The organism is Kitasatospora sp. NPDC093558, assembly GCF_040683475.1.
Lineage (GTDB): Bacteria > Actinomycetota > Actinomycetes > Streptomycetales > Streptomycetaceae > Kitasatospora.
In genome coordinates this window covers 1-15,957 of record NZ_JBFBDY010000127.1, presented here as the reverse complement: position 1 = coordinate 15,957, position 15,957 = coordinate 1, and the positions used below count along the sequence as shown (strand labels likewise).

General features: G+C 73.1%; 18 protein-coding genes. 6 read left to right on the top strand and 12 right to left on the bottom strand.

Annotation, left to right across the window (positions count from 1 at the left end; genetic code table 11):
• Positions 1-92: 92 nt before the first annotated feature.
• From AB0O00_RS15390 to AB0O00_RS15345, 10 genes are all read right to left on the bottom strand, one after another.
• A complete protein-coding gene (locus tag AB0O00_RS15390; protein ID WP_363651928.1) occupies positions 93-902 on the bottom strand; it encodes a hypothetical protein in 810 nt (269 codons plus the stop codon).
• Entirely contained in the window at positions 899-1,165 is a 267-nt protein-coding gene (locus AB0O00_RS15385; RefSeq protein ID WP_363651926.1) for an acyl carrier protein, read from the bottom strand. The genes AB0O00_RS15390 and AB0O00_RS15385 overlap by 4 nt, the downstream gene beginning before the upstream one ends.
• Positions 1,162-2,139, bottom strand: coding sequence for a ketoacyl-ACP synthase III family protein (locus tag AB0O00_RS15380; RefSeq protein WP_363651924.1), 978 nt, complete (start codon positions 2,137-2,139; stop codon positions 1,162-1,164). The genes AB0O00_RS15385 and AB0O00_RS15380 overlap by 4 nt, the downstream gene beginning before the upstream one ends.
• Positions 2,139-2,963, bottom strand: coding sequence for an SAM-dependent methyltransferase (locus AB0O00_RS15375; protein WP_363651922.1), 825 nt, complete (start codon positions 2,961-2,963; stop codon positions 2,139-2,141). Before AB0O00_RS15375 ends, AB0O00_RS15380 begins: the two co-directional genes overlap by 1 nt.
• Positions 2,964-2,985: 22 nt before the next feature.
• Positions 2,986-3,225, bottom strand: a complete 240-nt coding sequence (locus tag AB0O00_RS15370) for an acyl carrier protein (RefSeq protein ID WP_363651920.1) — start codon at positions 3,223-3,225, stop codon at positions 2,986-2,988.
• A 60-nt stretch (positions 3,226-3,285) separates the two neighbouring features.
• Positions 3,286-3,657 (bottom strand): holo-ACP synthase, encoded by a 372-nt coding sequence (locus AB0O00_RS15365; protein WP_363651918.1) that lies wholly within the window; start codon positions 3,655-3,657, stop codon positions 3,286-3,288.
• Complete coding sequence (locus tag AB0O00_RS15360) at positions 3,654-4,514, bottom strand: hypothetical protein (RefSeq protein WP_363651916.1); 861 nt, start codon at positions 4,512-4,514, stop codon at positions 3,654-3,656. Before AB0O00_RS15360 ends, AB0O00_RS15365 begins: the two co-directional genes overlap by 4 nt.
• Positions 4,511-5,383 carry a diiron oxygenase gene (locus AB0O00_RS15355; protein WP_363651914.1) on the bottom strand — a complete coding sequence of 291 codons (873 nt, stop codon included), beginning with the start codon at positions 5,381-5,383 and terminating at the stop codon, positions 4,511-4,513. Before AB0O00_RS15355 ends, AB0O00_RS15360 begins: the two co-directional genes overlap by 4 nt.
• Positions 5,384-5,530: 147 nt before the next feature.
• On the bottom strand, positions 5,531-6,163 hold the full coding sequence (locus AB0O00_RS15350) for a pyridoxamine 5'-phosphate oxidase family protein (protein ID WP_363651912.1): 633 nt from the start codon (positions 6,161-6,163) through the stop codon (positions 5,531-5,533).
• A 500-nt stretch (positions 6,164-6,663) separates the two neighbouring features.
• On the bottom strand, positions 6,664-7,785 hold the full coding sequence (locus AB0O00_RS15345) for a nucleotide disphospho-sugar-binding domain-containing protein (protein WP_363651910.1): 1,122 nt from the start codon (positions 7,783-7,785) through the stop codon (positions 6,664-6,666).
• A gap of 303 nt (positions 7,786-8,088) precedes the next feature.
• On the opposite strand from AB0O00_RS15345, the gene AB0O00_RS15340 reads away from it, so the two are divergent.
• Positions 8,089-8,622 (top strand): hypothetical protein, encoded by a 534-nt coding sequence (locus AB0O00_RS15340; RefSeq protein WP_363651909.1) that lies wholly within the window; start codon positions 8,089-8,091, stop codon positions 8,620-8,622.
• Positions 8,623-9,052: 430 nt separating this feature from the next.
• Here the strand turns inward: AB0O00_RS15340 and AB0O00_RS15335 are convergent, their stop codons facing one another.
• Together AB0O00_RS15335 and AB0O00_RS15330 are read right to left on the bottom strand one after the other, a co-directional pair.
• On the bottom strand, positions 9,053-9,685 hold the full coding sequence (locus AB0O00_RS15335) for a response regulator transcription factor (RefSeq protein ID WP_363651907.1): 633 nt from the start codon (positions 9,683-9,685) through the stop codon (positions 9,053-9,055).
• A gap of 22 nt (positions 9,686-9,707) precedes the next feature.
• Positions 9,708-10,907 (bottom strand): sensor histidine kinase, encoded by a 1,200-nt coding sequence (locus AB0O00_RS15330; protein WP_363651905.1) that lies wholly within the window; start codon positions 10,905-10,907, stop codon positions 9,708-9,710.
• Positions 10,908-11,133: 226 nt separating this feature from the next.
• On the opposite strand from AB0O00_RS15330, the gene AB0O00_RS15325 reads away from it, so the two are divergent.
• The 5 genes from AB0O00_RS15325 to AB0O00_RS15305 all read left to right on the top strand — a co-directional run bounded on the left by AB0O00_RS15325 (position 11,134) and on the right by AB0O00_RS15305 (position 15,826).
• Positions 11,134-11,682 (top strand): heme-binding protein, encoded by a 549-nt coding sequence (locus AB0O00_RS15325; RefSeq protein ID WP_363651903.1) that lies wholly within the window; start codon positions 11,134-11,136, stop codon positions 11,680-11,682.
• A gap of 125 nt (positions 11,683-11,807) precedes the next feature.
• Complete coding sequence (locus AB0O00_RS15320) at positions 11,808-12,224, top strand: hypothetical protein (RefSeq protein WP_363651901.1); 417 nt, start codon at positions 11,808-11,810, stop codon at positions 12,222-12,224.
• A 68-nt stretch (positions 12,225-12,292) separates the two neighbouring features.
• Positions 12,293-13,171 carry an NAD(P)-dependent oxidoreductase gene (locus AB0O00_RS15315; RefSeq protein WP_363651899.1) on the top strand — a complete coding sequence of 293 codons (879 nt, stop codon included), beginning with the start codon at positions 12,293-12,295 and terminating at the stop codon, positions 13,169-13,171.
• A 508-nt stretch (positions 13,172-13,679) separates the two neighbouring features.
• Entirely contained in the window at positions 13,680-14,258 is a 579-nt protein-coding gene (locus AB0O00_RS15310) for an NAD(P)H-dependent oxidoreductase (protein ID WP_363651897.1), read from the top strand.
• A gap of 335 nt (positions 14,259-14,593) precedes the next feature.
• Positions 14,594-15,826, top strand: coding sequence for an LPXTG cell wall anchor domain-containing protein (locus AB0O00_RS15305; protein WP_363651895.1), 1,233 nt, complete (start codon positions 14,594-14,596; stop codon positions 15,824-15,826).
• Positions 15,827-15,957: the final 131 nt, after the last annotated feature.

The window sequence follows — 15,957 nt, the reverse complement described above, 5'->3', positions numbered from 1 at the left end:
GGTCGCCGATGCTCCGCATGGACTCCCTCCTCCGCCTTGCGATGCACGCACCCTGACGCCGCGGCCCTCCGACCTGATCCGAAAGACACGCCCTAACCGTTGGCGAACACGGCGAGGTGGGTGCGGCCGGTGCGGGGGTCGGTGTCGCACAGGACGATGCGGTGGTGGGCGTGCTGCCAGTCCTGCCAGTGGCCGGCGAGTTCGAGCCAGACGCTGGTGCAGTAGCCGCCGGGCTCGGCGCGGTGGGTGGCGGGGTGGTGGGGGATCTCGTCGGTGACCCAGGGGCCGAGGACGAGGAGCGTGTTCTCCGCCTCCGGGCCGGCGAGTTCGGCCTGGAGGGCCTGGCCCGCGGAGTCCGCGGAACGGGCGCGGACGAAGCGCGGGCCGGGCCCGGTGCCCGCGTCGAGGACCAGGAGGGCGGCGGAGTCGACGAGCGGGGCTGCCTGGGGCAGGGGGGAGGGGGTGGGCAGGGTGCTCTGTTCGAGGACGGCGATGGCGATCTGCTGCGCCTGGCCGGACTTCCGGTAGGCGGAGGCGATGCGCAGGGCGGTGAAGGGCGCGGCGAGGCCCTGCTCGGTGAGCGCGAAGTTGGTGGCACGGCCGCCGAGTCGGGCGGTGAGGTAGGGGGCGGTGGCGGTGAAGGGGGCGAGGTCGGGCAGGGCGTGGGCGACGATCGCCAGGTCGGGCCGGGCCGAGGCGACGGATGCGTCGGCCAGGAGGAGGTCGACGAGGTCGCGGTGGTGCAGGTGGGCGCCGCGGCGGTAGAGGTCCGCGTCGGGCTTCTGGCCGAAGGGGGCCAGGAGGTCGGTGAAGTAGTCGAGCAGGGCGGGGTCGTCCTGGCCGGCGCCCGGTCCCGCGGGGGCGCGGACGGCGGTGGCGGCCCGGAGGGCGAGCGCGTTCACGAAAGCCCCTCTTCCCGGCGCAGCGCGGCCTCGACGTAGTCGGCGAACGAGCGCATGGTGCGCAGGTGGTCGATGTCGAGGTCGTCCGGGTCGACCGCGATCCCGGTCGCCTCCTCGACGGTCATCAGCAGTCCGAGGACGGACGAGGAGTCGAGCCGCAGGTCGTCGAAGAGCGCGGTGTCCTCGGTCAGCCCGGTGATGGGACGCTCCAGGACCTCGCTGAGTGCCTTCTCGATGGTGATCAGCACGTCCTGACGGTTCACCGGCTGCCTCCCGGGGAGCGGTGGGTGATGACCATCGCGCCGAAGGTGGCGCCGAGGCCGACGGAGACCAGGAGGTAGTGCGCGCCGTCGACGAGCCGGCCGGTGTCGCGCAGGGTGGTGTAGTTGACGAAGACGTCGGCGGCGAACGTGTGGCTGTAGACCGGGACGTTGTCCAGGAAGACCTTCTCCTGGTCGAGCCCGAGCTCCTTGATCGTCTGGCGCCAGGCGAGCTTGTTGACGTTGTGCGGGATCACGAGGTCGATGTCGTCGAACGTCAACCCGGCCTCGGCGATGGCCTGGTGGATGACTTCGGCGATCCTCGGGGCGTACTGCTCGCCGTACTCGGTGCTCTGCTCGGGGGTGAGCTCCAGCCACCGCGCGTACTCGCCGAGGGTCCGCGTGACGAACGAGCGGACCACGTCGCCGTCACCGTCCAGGGTGAGCAGGCAGGACGCCGCGGCATCCGCCATGATCGCGGTGTTGGGGACCAGCTGGACGACCGGGGAGTACGCCTGCTCACCGGTGACCATCAGCGCGTGGGCGCCCTCGCCGCCCTCGGCGCGCAGGAGGTTCCCGAGGACCTCGATCGCCCCGAGACTGCTGACACACGCCTGGTGGCTGAGCCCGAACGCCTCGGCCCCGACGAGCCCGAGATCGTCCCGCACGAGCTGGGCCATGTCGGTGTCGGCGGGCGCCACGGCCTGCGTGACGTGCGCGTACGCCACGAACTCCACCCGCCCGCCGTCCGGCACGCCGGTCAGCGCCGCGCGCGCCGCCGGGCGCAGCAGCTCCAGCAGCGACAGCTCGGGGTCGTACCGCAGCCGGTCGAGACCGTAGAACTTCCGGAACACCCCCAGATCACCGCGGCGCAGACCCAGCCGCTCGCCGAGCTCCTCGATCCGCACGCTGCGCTCGGGCGCGTACGACTCGATCCGCTCCAGGGTGATCCGGCGGTCGGTGGTCGGCCGGCCCATCAGGAGGCCGCTGTCTCGGCGCGGACGAGCCAGAGCCGGTTGGCGCCGCGGCGGTTGCGGGGCTGGACGTCGTAGGGCCAGCGGCCCTCGCCGGCGCCGGGCTGGCCGGGCTCGCTGATGTCGGTGGCCTTCCAGCCGTTGGCGGTCAGGAACTCCTCAGGCTCGTCGGTGCCGAAGACCCACGGCGTGCCGTCGGCGGCCAGGGCGCCGAGGAAGGGCTTGGAGAACGGGCTGCGCAGCAGGGCGCGCCCGAGCATGTCGAAGGCCAGGCGGCTGCCCGGGGCGGAGGCCGAGGCGAGGAGCCGGAGCAGACCGGAGACCTGCTCCTCGGTGAGGAAGAACGTCAGTCCCTCGGCGATCCAGAGGGTGGGGCGGGTGCGGTCGACGCCGGCGGCTTCGAGGGTGGGGAGCCAGTCCTGGGTGAGGTCGGCGGAGACTTCGCGGCGGTCGGTGCGGGGGGTGGCGCCGAGGGCGTCGAGGCGGCGGCGCTTCTCGGTGATGAGGGGGCCGTGGTCGACCTCGTACAGCACCACGCCGTCGGGCCAGTCGAGGCGGAAGGCGCGGGTGTCCATGCCGGCGGCGATCAGGACGACCTGTCGTATGCCGCTGTCGGCGAGGGTGTCGCGGATGGCGTCGTCGAGGTAGCGGGTGCGGATCGAGATGAACGGCAGGACACCGCCGCCGACGTAACGCTCGATCAGCTCGAAGCCCTTGGGCGCGGCGAGGTCGCGGGCGAGTGGGTCGGTGAACAGGGCGTCCTCGCGCTCGGACTCCTGGGCGCGGGCGGCGGCCATCCACTGGGCGGTGTAGGAAACGGCGTGCATGGGTGTGCTCCCTCCTCGGGGCTCAGGCGGCGGCGAAGAACGCCTTCTGGATGGTGGCGAGGGACTGGAAGTCCTCGATGTCGATGGCGTCGAAGTCGATCTCGACGCCGGCCGCGTCCTCGATGGTGTAGACGAGCTCGACGAAGGCGAGCGAGTCGACCAGGCGGCTCTCGATGATGTTGACGTCGAGGGCGAGTTCGGTGCGGCCGGGGTGGCGGCCGAGGATCCAGTCGCGGACCTTGTCGATTCCGGTGGCGCTCATGGCGATTCCCTTCGAAACGGGAGACGGGAGGCGGGAGACGGGGAAGACTGCGCGGACCGCTCAGGGGGCGGTGGTGGCCGCGACGGCGATGGCGAAGCCGCCGTCGTGGCTGATGCTGATGTCGATCGGGCCGAGCCCGGCGTCGGCGGCGAGTTCGGCGGCGGAGCCGGCCAGCCGGACCTCGGGGCGTCCGCCGGGGCCGCGCAGGATCTCGATGCCCTGCCAGGGCACGGGCCGTCCGACGGTGCCGAACAGCTTGAAGACGGCTTCCTTGGCGGCCAGGCGTCCGGCGATCCCGGACGGGTCGGGCGCGCCGTCGGGGGTCCGGGAGGCGGTCAGCTCGTCGGTGGAGAGGAACCGCCTGAGCACCGGCAGGAGTTCGTGGATCCGCGTGAGCGGTACGAGGTCGACGCCGATGCGGGGCTGGGTCACGACGGGCCGGCGCCGTCGGCGGCCCCGGCGCTGCGGACGGCTTCGGCGGCTTCGTCGAGGTCGCCGCCGAAGTATTCGGTGAGGACGGCGATCCAGCGTTCGAGGCCGAAGGCGGTGCAGGAGGTGTAGGCGTGTTCACCGGTGGCGAGGGTGATGTTGCAGCGCTCGCCGAAGAAGTTGCGGTGGGTGTTGACGGAGGCGATCGCGAGGTCGCCGTACTGGAACTCGTGTTTGACGGGGTTGAGTTTCTGCAGGAGGGCGCGGGCGCCGTCGTTCTGGAAGAACGGGTCGCCGGCCGGGGCCTTGCCGAGGTCGAGGCCGAGGGCCCGGGCGAACGCGAGGATGCGTTCGGTGAAGTGGTGCAGGACCTGCTGCGTGTGGTCGTAACTGCCGATCGCGACGATCTCGCGCATCTGGAAGCTGGCGAGGCGGCGCAGTCCTTCGTAGTGGTCCTCGTGGCGGAAGCAGCGGTTGACGAGGGTGAGGAGGGTGTCGCCGGGGAGGGTGGTGTCCTCGAGGTAGAGGTAGGCGCCGTAGCAGGTGGCGTGGGGCAGGCCGTAGCGGGCGTCGGCGAGGGCGTCGGGGGTGAAGCGTCCGCCCGACGGCTTGTGCTGCCCGGCCTTGTCGCCCGTGAGGTCGAGGGGGGCGGCGGTCCACGCGAGGTGGGGGAAGTTGGTGTAGACGTCGAACTTCTCGAGGTCGGTGACGGGGTAGAGCGGGGGCGGGGCGATCTGGTCGGCGCCGGCGTCCTTGGCCCAGGTGGTGAAGGTGTGGTCGAGCTCCTGGAGGAGGCGGGTGGCGGGCGGTCCGAGGATGGCGAGGGCGTGCTGTCCGTCGCTGCCGGTGAGGCGGTTCATCGCAGGAGTCCCGTCTTTTCCAGGTATTTGGTGGTCTTGCGGAAGGTGCGCTGCTCGGCTTCGGCGCGGGCGGGGGATTCCAGGAGGAGGCGGCGGATCTCGTGGGGCTTGTCGAAGCCGGCGTCGCGGTAGACCTGGGGGTGGTAGAGGGATTCGAAGCTGTGGGTGAGGTAGCGGCGCAGGTAGGTGGAGATGTCGGTGAGTTCCTGGTCGGTCGCGGTCTCTTGGAGGTCCTGGTAGAGGAGGGCGACGAGTTCGCGGCCGAAGGCGATGTGGCGGGATTCGTCCTGGTGGTGGATGCGGTTGATGGCACGGATGGTGTCGTGGAGGCGTTCGTCGGCGGCCATCGTGGAGTTGTAGTGGTCGACGAGCTCTTCGAAGATCAGGATGCGGGTGAAGACGAGGAGGCTTTCGATCTTCGGGTTCTGCGTGGGGGTTTCGGAGCCGGCGGCGGGCTGGCGGTAGATCTTCTTGCCGTAGCGCAGGCAGAACTCGGCGAAGAACCACATGTGTTCGTTCTCTTCGCCGATGAAGTGGTGGAAGAACTCGGAGGGTGTCTCGAATCCGGTGGTGTGGATGCGGGCGACGACCTCGGTGAGGAGTTCTCGGATGCCGTGGACGTTGAGGCTGTAGAAGTTGATGCTCTCGTGCTTGGAGAGGGTGTGGAGCTGTTCGGGGGTGAGCTGTCCGGCGAGTTCGGTGCCGTGGGTGGTGGTGAGTTCGGGGCTCATCCACCAGGTGTTCTCGGGGAGCCGCTCCGGCCATTCGAAGAGCCGGTAGGGGTTGTAGTAGTCGTCGATCGACTTGCCGGTGAGGCGGTCCATGATTTCCTGGAACCGGTTGTTCCGGTCGATCACGTCGCTGACCATGGGTGGTGCCTCCGTTCGCCTCGGGCTCGTGGGTGGTTCGAGGCTATGGATTGGTGCAGACCTTTCTCAACGCCCGGAACCGGCTGCCGAATTCGGCCAGCGACCGGATCCCCGAGAGGGGGGAGCGGAACTACTCCACGGGAGCGGTCACCGCGCCCGGGCCGCGGCGAGCTCGGCGCGCAGGGCGGCGTTCTCCTGCTCCAGGCGTTCGAGCCGGTCGTGGATCGGGGCCAGGGCGTCGGACACCTCGCGCTGGCTGAACCGGGGCGTGATGTGGTTGGGGCAGTTCCAGGCGAACGCCTCGACCCGGATGGTGACGACGTGTTCGGCCGCACCCTCGGTGCGCGGCTCGCTCAGCCGCTCCACGAGCCCGGGGTCGTCGCCGACCGGCACGGCGGTGGCGCGCCCGAACAGCTTGAGGCGGGCCCGGCGGGCGTGGTCGATGAAGAAGAGCGCGACCCGGTCGTCACCGCGCAGGTTGCCGGTGGTGATGTACTGCCGGTTGCCGCGGACGCTGAGGTAGCCGAGGGTGTGCTCGTCCAGCACGTGGACGAACCCCGTCGGGCCGCCCCGGAACTGGATGTACGGCCAGCCGGTCTGGCCCACGCTGGCGAACAGGAAGCCGTCGAGGCCGCGGATGAAGGAGGCCTCGGAGCCGGTGAGCGGCTCGGCCTCCTCGGCCGGGCGCCGCAGGCGGCGGTCGGCGGCGGTGGCGCTGCCCATCTCCTCCTGGACCTGGCGCACCGCCTCGGTGTACGCGAGCTGGTCGAACCGGCTCATGCGACGCTCCTCTGATGGGTCGGCAGGGGGAACGGCCTTGCGGTGCGACCACCGTACGGACCGGGTCTGGTCGCTCCCCTACAGCCTGGCCAGAGGGCCGGAGGCTCCGCGCGGACCGGCCGCCGACGGCAGCACCGCTGCCGACCTGCGCTTCCCGCGGTCGCTGCGGACCGGCCCGCGGCGACCGGCAGAACCGGCAACACTGCCGGAGCAGTTGTCCGGAGCGCGCGACACGGCGACCGGGACGGCGTCCGGCGACCGGCAGCAGGACGTGGGCCCGCGCCGCAACGAGACAGCCGCAGGCCTGGTGACCTGCGGCTGTCCTAGCGCCCTGACCGGATAGGTCCACCGCGTTGCGACGCCCAGCACGGCACCTCGCTGCGTTGTCGGGCGCGCCCCAGTACATCCAGTACAAGGACGACCCTCCGCCTTGCGATGCACCGCACCGGACGCCGCAACCCGGCGAACCTATCCGGCCACGGCACTAGCGTCGGGGTGGTTCAGCGGGCGGCGGCCAGGGCTTCCAGCTCGGGAACCATGGCGGCGGGGGTCGGGAGGGCGTCGTTCTCGGCCCGGACGCGCGCGGCGGCCGTGCGGAGGTCGGTGTCGGTCAGGAGGCGGTTCAGGACGTCGGTGTCGACGGTGTCCGAGGTGGAGCGCAGGGCGACGCCCGCGGCCACGAGGGCGTCGGTGACCAGGTAGTTGTCGGCGCCCTGGGGGAGCAGCAACTGCGGCACGCCGGCCGCCATGGTGGTGCCCGTGGTGCCCGCGCCGCCGTGCTGGATGACGGCGTCGCAACGGCGGACCAGGTCGGCGAGCGGCACCCAGGGCAGGGCGCGGACGTTGCCGGGCAGGGTGCCGAGCGGGGCGAGGTCGGCGCCGTCGACGGCGAGCAGGAAGTCGGCGTCGACCGAGGAGGCCGCCTCGATCAGGCGGGACACGGCGCTGACGCCGTCCATCTGGGTGACGACGGTGCCCAGGGTGATCAGCACCCGCGGGCGCTCGGCCGGGCCGAGGAACTCGCCCGGGACGAGGCCGCCGCCGTTGTAGGGCACGTAGCGCATCCGCAGGCCGTCCGGGTCGCCGCCGAGCGGGCCGATGCTGAGCGAGGTGGGCGTGGCGGGGCCGTCGACGCCGTGCTTCTCGTAGAGGTCGGTGAAGTGGGCGGCGAGCCGCTCGACCATGTCGCGGCCGGTCGGGATGCCGTAGTTGTGCAGGACGGACGGGATCCCGAGCTTGCCCGCCACCAGGGGTGCGGCGGCCTGGAAGGCGGCGTGCACGAGGAGGTCCGCGCCCCAGTCGGCGGCGACGTCGAGGAGACCGTCGACGGTCGGGCGGGCGGTGTAGGAGAAGGCGCGGGCGGCCATCTCCAGGATCCCGTCCTGGTCGAGGCCGTGGCCGCTGTAGCTGAGCTGGCCGTCATTGGCCTCGGCGAACAGCTCGCGCATCTCGCGGCCGTCGCCGACCTCGGCGAGCGGGAAGCCGGCGCTGCGGATCTGGTCCAGCGGACGCGAGGCGGCGAACAGGATGTCGTGACCGGCGGCGCGCAGGGCCTGGGCGGTGGGCACCATCGGGAAGAGGTGGCCGGCCGCGGCCGGGCCGGTGAGGAGTATGCGCATCATCGTCTCCTTGCATGACGTGTCGCGCTCTCGTGCGGAGCGGCGACGGACTAGGCCATCTCCTCTCGCGGGCTGATGCCGAGTCAATTCGGATTTCGCCCCGGTGTGCGGGAATCGGACGTTCTGCCGTGGCTCTTGCCAGGCGGGCCGGGGTGTGCTCTCGGACCTGGGGCGGGCGGTCGCCGGAACCGATTCCCGATGCCTGCCGTCGAAGGAGTGACGGAATCCCTGCCCGGGTTGAACGCCGGGAGGAGTACGGAGAACCCAGTGCTGCCAGGTGGTGCCGACCTGAACATCGGATGCGCGGTGGGTCGCCCCTGTTTCGGGCCGGAGGAGCCGGCCGCCTGGCCGTCGGGGGAGGCGACGATCGATCAACTCGCTGCCGAGGAGCGGTGCGAGACGCTGCTTCAGGACACCTTCGACGCGATCCGCCCGATGCCGGTCTGGCAGAGCGCGCCGCCCCGGTCCGGTGTCCGGATGCCGCGGCCGGGGGAGGGTGGCGGCCTGCACTGGTACGTCACGCGCGGACGGGACGTCCTCACCGTCGTGTCGCAGGCGCGGCGTCCGGCGCTCGCGGGCGCGGTCGAGTCGCACTGGCGGCGGCGCGGCTGGACGATCACGTCGCTGGGCGTCGGCCGGGAACTGCCGACGGTGGCCGCGGCCACCCGGGACGGCTACCAACTGTCGCTGCACTTTGGCGAGTTGGGCGAGGTCGGGCTGACCGCGAGCTCACCCGGGGCGGACCGCCCGGAGCATCCGTCGCGCGCCCAGGCGGCGGACGGGTGCGGGCGCGCGCCGCTGCCGTACGTCTGCTGTCCCCACTGGAGCGCCATGGTGTGACGCGAGGCTGCCGTGGAGGGCTCCAACGGGCAGAGGAGGCGCGGAGCGAGTCCCCCCGGACACGCTCCGCGCCACCCTCGTCGCGCGGCCTCGGCACTGCCGCTCCCCCCGACTCCCCGTCCGCCCGCCGGCCCCCCCGGGCGGCGCCCTCCGGCGAGGGCGGTCCGCACGGACCCCGGCGAGCCCCCCGCGGGGACGTCGTTGGTTCAACGCTAACAAACCGCGTGGTTGGTTTGTCAATAGCGGGTTCCACGAAACATCCACAATCGTGACAGGGTCGTGGACGTAGCGCCACCAGCTATTTGTGGGCGCATCAGGGCACGCGAAGGCCCGAAAGGGGCGCGGGCGAGGTGCGGGTGAACGGTGCGCGCTGGTCCGGAATCCGACATTCCGAGCACTTCGGCAGCACGGAGCGGCACCGGACGGACGCTCAGCGCAGCAGCCTGCGCTCCTTCGCGACGGCCACCGCGCCGGCCCGGGTGTCCACGCCGAGCTTGTCGTAGATCCGGCCCAGGTGGGTCTTCACGGTGGCCTCGCTGATGAACAGCGCACGGGCGATCTCCCGGTTGCCGAGCCCCTGCGCCAGCTGCGCCAGGATGTCCTGCTCGCGCTCGGTGAGCTGAGGCGCGGGCGCCCGCATCTGTGCCATCACCCGCGTCGCCACGGGCGGCGAGAGCACCGTCCGGCCCTGCGCGGCGGCGTGCACGGCGGCGAACAGCTCCTCCGGCCGCTCGGCCTTCAGCAGGTAGCCGGTGGCGCCGGCGGCGATCGCGCGGCTGATGTCGGCGTCGGTGTCGTACGTCGTCAGCACCAGCACGTGCGGACCGCCGGGGGCGGCGGTGATCCGCCGGGTGGCCTCCACGCCGTCGATGCCGTCGCCGAGCTGGAGGTCCATCAGCACGACCTGCGGCGCCAGCCGGGCCGCCAGCGCGACCGCCTCCTCCCCGGTGCTCGCCTCGCCGACCACCTCGAAGTCGCCCGCACTCGCGAGCAGCGCCAGCAGTCCGGCCCGGACCACCGCGTGGTCGTCACAGACCAGCAGCCGGACGGGGGACGTGGTCATGCGCCGGCCTCGCTTCGCTCGTTCATCGCTGCTCCAGGGGGATCGAGGCGGAGACGACGGTGCCCTCTCCGGGGGCGCTCTCGACCGTCAGCGTGCCACCGAGCTGGCGCAGCCGCGCGCGCATCGCCGGCAGCCCGTACCCCCGGCCCGTCCCGCCCGGCGAGCCGCCTACGCCGTCGAAGCCCCGGCCGTCGTCGGCGACGTCCAGCACGGCCTGGTCGCCGAGGAAGGACAGCGTGATCGCCGCCGCCGAAGCCCCGGCGTGCTCCCGGACGTTGGCCAGCGCCCCCTGCGCGATCCGCAGCAGCGCGGACTGGACGGCGGCCGGCAGCGGGACGGGTGCGCCGTCCAGGTGGAACCGGACCGGCAGCCCGCTCTCGGCGGACTCCCGGGCGGCCAGCGCGCGCAGCGCCTCGTCCAGCGGCCGTCCGTCGGCGAGTTCGGCGGGCGCGAGGTCGTGGACGAAGCGGCGGGCCTCGGCGAGGTTCCGGGCGGCGACGTCGGCGGCGGTCCGCACGTGCGCGCGGGCGGTCGCCGGATCGGCGTCCCAGGTGCGGTCGGCGGCCTGGAGCAGCATCTGCTGGCTGGACAGCCCCTGGGCGAGGGTGTCGTGGATCTCCATCGCCAGCCGCTCGCGCTCGGCCAGCGTGCCCTCCCGCCGTTCGGTGGCGGCGAGTTCGCGCCGGGTGCGGACGAGGTCGGCGATCAGCGCGCGCTGGCGGGCGTCCTGCCGGGCCATGAAGAGGAACACGCCGGTGGCGAGCGCCGCGACGGCGGGCGGCAGCAGGACGAGCGTCGCGTCGGCGCCGCCCGGCAGCCGGATCTCGGCGATCACCACCAGCAGGGTGAGCGCCGCCACCAGAGGGATCGCCGCCCGCGCGGGGAGCGTGCGCAGGGCGGTGTAGATCAGCGGGACGGCGCACCACGCGAAGCTCGGCGCGAGCAGCACCAGCACCACCCAGAGCGCGACCACCGTCGCGAACGGCCAAATCCGGCGCCGGCCGGGCGCGGGCGGCCGGCGGTACGCGAGCCAGGAGCCGGCCGGCTGGGCGGCGGCCAGGGCGGCGCTCAGGCCGACGACCCAGGGGATCCGCGGGCTGCCGGCGTGGTGGGTGAGGTAGCGGCTGAGCGCGGCGACGAGCAGCAGGAGGAAGGCGGAGTCGAGCAGCAGCGCGAGCCGGCCCGCGTCCGGATCGCCGTCGGCGGGGCGGGGGTGCGGCACGGGGGCTCCTGGTCGGGCGGTCACGGGCGGCGCGCTGACCTGCGCCGATCCCTCGATGGTGACCCGTCCGGCCCGGTCCCGCATCAGCCGATCGGTTGACCCCGGTGTCCTCCGACCCGCCCGCGCGCCCCCGCCGGACCGCCGATGTGGCGGGCCCCGCCAGGGCCGGAGGATCGAAGCACGACCCCCGTTTTCCGACCCCACAATCCCCGAGGAGCTGGACCCCGTGAAGAAGATCTCCATGCGCACCCGAGTCCTGACCGGCACCCTCGCCGCCGCCGCGCTCGCCGCCACCGTCGGCGCCGTCTCGGCCAGCGCCGAGACCGGCGAGACCCCGGCAGCCGTCAAGGTCGACACCCAGAACAAGAACCTGGCCCAGACCACGGGCCTGACCCTCGACGCCGCCACCCGCGCCGCCCAGGCCACCCTGGACGCGGCGGCCAAGGCCGGCCAGCACGTCTCGGTCGCGGTCGTCGACCGGGACGGCGTCACCCGGGTGCTGCTCAAGGGCGACGCGGCCGGCCCGCAGTCGCCGGAGTCGGCCGTGCGCAAGGCCTTCACCGCGGTCTCCTGGAACGCGCCGACCTCGGAGCTGGCCAAGCGCCTGGCGCAGGCCCCGAACCTCAAGGACATCCCGGGCACGCTGTTCCTGGCCGGCGGAGCCCCGGTGCAGGCCAAGGGCGCCCCGGTCGCGGCGATCGGCGTCGCGGGCGCGCCCAGCGGCGACCTGGACGAGCAGTTCGCACAGGCGGGGGTCGCCGCGCTCGCGAAGTGACGCGCCGCCCGGCGGGTTTCGGGTTCCCCTCGTTCGGGTGAAGATCGGGAGGGTCCTTGCAGTACAGGGCGCGGACCGGTCAAAAGCCGGTGCCGCTGTCGGTGGCGCGTGGCAGGCTTCCCCGTATGACGGCGTGGACCCTCAACGACATCGAACGTGCGATCCGCTCCTCCTGGGGTGTCGACACCTGTGCGCCCGAGGACTTGGCCCACTGGCGTCCCGACAATCCCGCCCGCGGCCAGTGCGGGGTCACCGCGATGGTGCTGCACGACCTGATCGGCGGCGAGCTGATGATGGGCGAGGTGTACGTCGGCGGGGTGCGGACGGACCTCCACTGGTGGAACCGCTTCGCCCCCGGCGTCGAGATCGACCTCACCCGCGAGCAGTTCGGGCCGGACGAACTGGTCGGCCCGGGCCGCCCGGTCACCCGCCCGGCCCGCCACGGCCGCCTCCAGGCCCAGTACGAGCTGCTGCGCCACCGGGTGCTCACCCAGCTGGAGCGCGGCCGGGCGGTACGGCTCCCGGAGCGCGCCTGCGCCTGAGCGGCGCCCCCGCGGCTGACGTACAGTCGGCCGCGGGTGGCGCGTGGCCACGGCGAGGGGAGTACGCGATGACGACGGTCGGCTTCGTGGGGCTGGGAGCAATGGGACGCGGCATGGCCGGCAGCCTGCTGCGGGCCGGGCACGCCGTCCGGGTCTGGAACCGTTCCCCCGAACCGGTGGCCGCCCTGGTGGCCGAGGGCGCGGAGGCGGCGGAGACGCTCGCCGAGGTCTTCGAGGCCGACACGGTGGTCTCGATGCTCGCCGACGACGCGGCGGTCGAACGGCTGCTGCTCGACCCCGCCCTGCTCGCAGGCGCGCGGGCGACCCTGCACGTCAACATGGCCACGGTCTCACTCGCGCTCGCCGAGCGCGCCGAGGCCGCACACGCCGACCACGGCATCGGCTACGTCGCCGCGCCCGTCCTCGGCCGCCCCCCGGTCGCCGCGGCCGGGCAGCTGAACATCCTCGCCGCGGGCGATCCCGCACTGCTGGAGCGCGCCGAGCCGCTGTTCGCCGCGATGGGCCAGCGCACCTGGCACTTCGGCGACCGCCCGAGCCAGGCCAACACCACCAAGATCGGCGTCAACTTCCTGCTCGCCTGCGCGATCGAGTCGATGGCCGAGGCGTGCGCCCTCGCCGAGGCCCACGGCGTCCGCCCGGCCGACCTGATCGACCTGATCACCAACACCCTCTTCCCCGGACCGGTCTACGGCGGTTACGGCGCAATGGTGGCCGAGCGCCGCTACGAGCCGGCCGGCTTCCGCCTCCCCCTGGGCCTCAAGGACGTCGGCCTGGCACTGGACGCCGGCGCCGCCGCGACGGTCCCCCTCCCGTTCGCCGGCATCCTGCGAGACGCGTTCCTCGACGCACTCGCCCACGGCGACGGAGACAAGGACTGGGCCGCCGTAGCATCCGTAGCCCGCCGCCGCGCCGGCCTACCCGACTGAGGCGCCCGCCCGGAGCCCCACCCACCCGATCCCCCCACCCCCCTTTCCCTCCCCAGCGAGAGGGAGTGCTGCGGGAGGGGCACCGCGAGGGGAAGGGCCGCGGAGGGCGTGGCCGCGGAAGAGGGCTGCAGGAGGGGGCGACGAGCCCCCCCCAAGCCGCACTAACCCACTCACACCCACCACCCCCCCACCCCCTCCCCACCCAGCGAGAGGGTGCGCTGCGGGAGGGGGTGGCGGAGGGGGTGGCCGCGGAGAGGGGCGTGACGGGTGATTTTCAGACTGCCAACGGTCCAAGCCCCCTACCCACAGAGTCGGCAGTCGGAAAATCATCCAGCCCCCGGAGCGGCCACCCCCGCAGCCACCCCCGGCGTCACCCACCCACCCGAAAGCCCCCCCACGCACCCAAGCCCCGCGCAGCGGACCCCCAATCAGTCGTCCCCGGAATAACCGGCCCGACCAGCGCGCTGCCGCCTGCGACCGACCAGTACCAATCCAACGGGGGCCCACGATGGACGATCAGCAGACAGGCGCCGAGACCCCGCGCAACTTCCTCTTCCTCGTCGCGAGTTCGCGCGAAGACGGAAACTCCGAGCAGCTCGCCCGGCTGGCCGCCGAGGCGAGCCTGCCGCCCGGCGCCGAGCAGCGCTGGCTGCGCCTGAGCGACCACCCGCTCCCGCCGTTCGAAGACCTCCGGCACTCAGGGGACGGCTCCTTCCCCGAGCCGGAGGGTCACGAACGGACGCTGCTGGACGCCACGTTGGCGGCCACCGACCTGGTCTTCGTCGCGCCGGTGTACTGGTACTCGCTGCCCACCAGCGCGAAGCTCTACCTCGACTACTGGTCGGCCTGGCTCCGGCTGCCCGGCAAGGTGTTCCGTACCGGCCTGGCGGGCGGCACCATCTGGGCGGTCACCGCCCTGGCCACCGAGGACGACAAGGCGGACCCGCTGATCGGCACGCTGCGGCTGACCGCCGACTACATGGGCATGCGCTGGGGCGGTGCGCTGCTCGGCAACGGCACCCGCCCCGGGGACGTACTGCGCGACGAGCGGGCACTGATCGCCGCCAAGTCCTTCTTCTCACACTAGCCGCGATGCGCAGCGCGGTGCCGCCTCCGTGACCGCCGCCGCCCGCCCGACGAATTCACGCCACCGAGGGCCGTGCGGTACGGTCCTCCGAGCGTGTACCCGTCACGCCGGGTGTGCTTTTGGTAAGAGACAAAAGCCTTGCGGGTGGACGGAGTTGGACGATTCGGGCAGCTCCGTGGGCCGCACGGGACGGAGCGTGACACCTGCCTTCCGAAGTGGCTGGATCGTTCGGTAGTCTCCGTCGGACTTTCAAGCTTCGTGGGGGGAGCGCGGCGCGCTCGGCCGCGCCCCGCCGCGCTCCCGGGCCGTGCCCGGACACTCCCGTGAGGTCTTCCTTGTCCATACGTCGCACTCTTGCCCTCGCCGGCGCCGCCGCGCTCGCGTCCTCGATGGTGCTGGCCGGTGCCCAGGGCGCCATGGCCGTCGGTGCCACCGGCACCCCGTCTGCTGCCGCGTCGGCCGAGAAGACGGCGGCGGAGCTCCTCGGCCTCTCGCTGAACGGTGTGCCGAACACCTTCATCGCCGGCGGCGACGCCCGCGAGTTCACGTACCGGATCGACAACCCGTCGAAGCACGACGACGTCTTCTACCCGCTGCTGAAGTTCAAGAACAAGGCGGGCTCGCTCAAGGCGAAGGACCTCAAGGTCGAGTACCAGCTGCCCGGTGAGGGCTGGCAGACCGGTGTGGTGGCGCCCGGCGGCGGCGACGGCGACGACTCCGCCGTCACCCTGCTGCTCGGCCAGGTCGGCGACGACCAGAACCCGACGGACGACTCCCTGCTGGTCGTGAACCGCGGCAAGGGCCTGGCCATCAAGGTCCGGGTCTCCTTCACCGGGGACGCCCCGCTCGGCAAGGCCGGTGTCGTCCCGGTGGTGTTCGCCGCCGCGCTGGACGACGACAGCCACCTGCCGGTCGGCACCGCCGGGTTCAGCTGCGACGGCATCCGCGGCGCCGGGTTCACCATCAAGAAGGCGGGCCCGACCCCCACCGGCAAGCCGAGCCCGACCGCGACCACGTCGCCGACGGCCACCCACACGCCGACCCACACCCCCACCCCGACGGGCACCGCCACGCCGAGCACCACGGCCACCGCGACCCCGACGACCACCCCCACCACCCCGGCGCCCACCACCCAGCCGACCACCCCCGCGCCGACCACCCAGCCGACCACCCCCGCGCCGACCACCCAGCCGACCACCCCGGCCCCGACCACCCAGCCGACCACCCCGGCCCCGACCACCGGCGCCCCGACCACCGGCGCCCCGTCCACGTCCCCGTCCCCGTCCGCCTCCGGCTCGACCGCCGCCCCGGCCCCGTCCGGCGGCAGCACCGACGCGCAGGAGCCGATCGACTTCCCGGTCAGCGTCCCGAAGGTCACCCCGCCGAAGATCGTCCCGGCCGCCGTCACCAAGGCCAAGGCCGCCGCCGACAACGCGGACAAGGCGCTCGCCACCACCGGTGGCGGTGACGACACCACCGCCATCGCCGCCGCCGGCGGCGTCGTGCTGGTGGCCGGCGTCAGCACCCTCGTGGTGCTGCGCCGCCGCAAGTCGGCCCAGCAGGGCTGACCACACCGCCGGTCTCGGCGCCGGACCCCCGCGCCCAGCGGCGCCTGAACGCGGGGGATCACCGCCCGAGCCCAGCCCCAGTGCCGCCCCCGCGCCCCGCCCGACCCCCCACCCGCCCCCCCCCCGCGCCG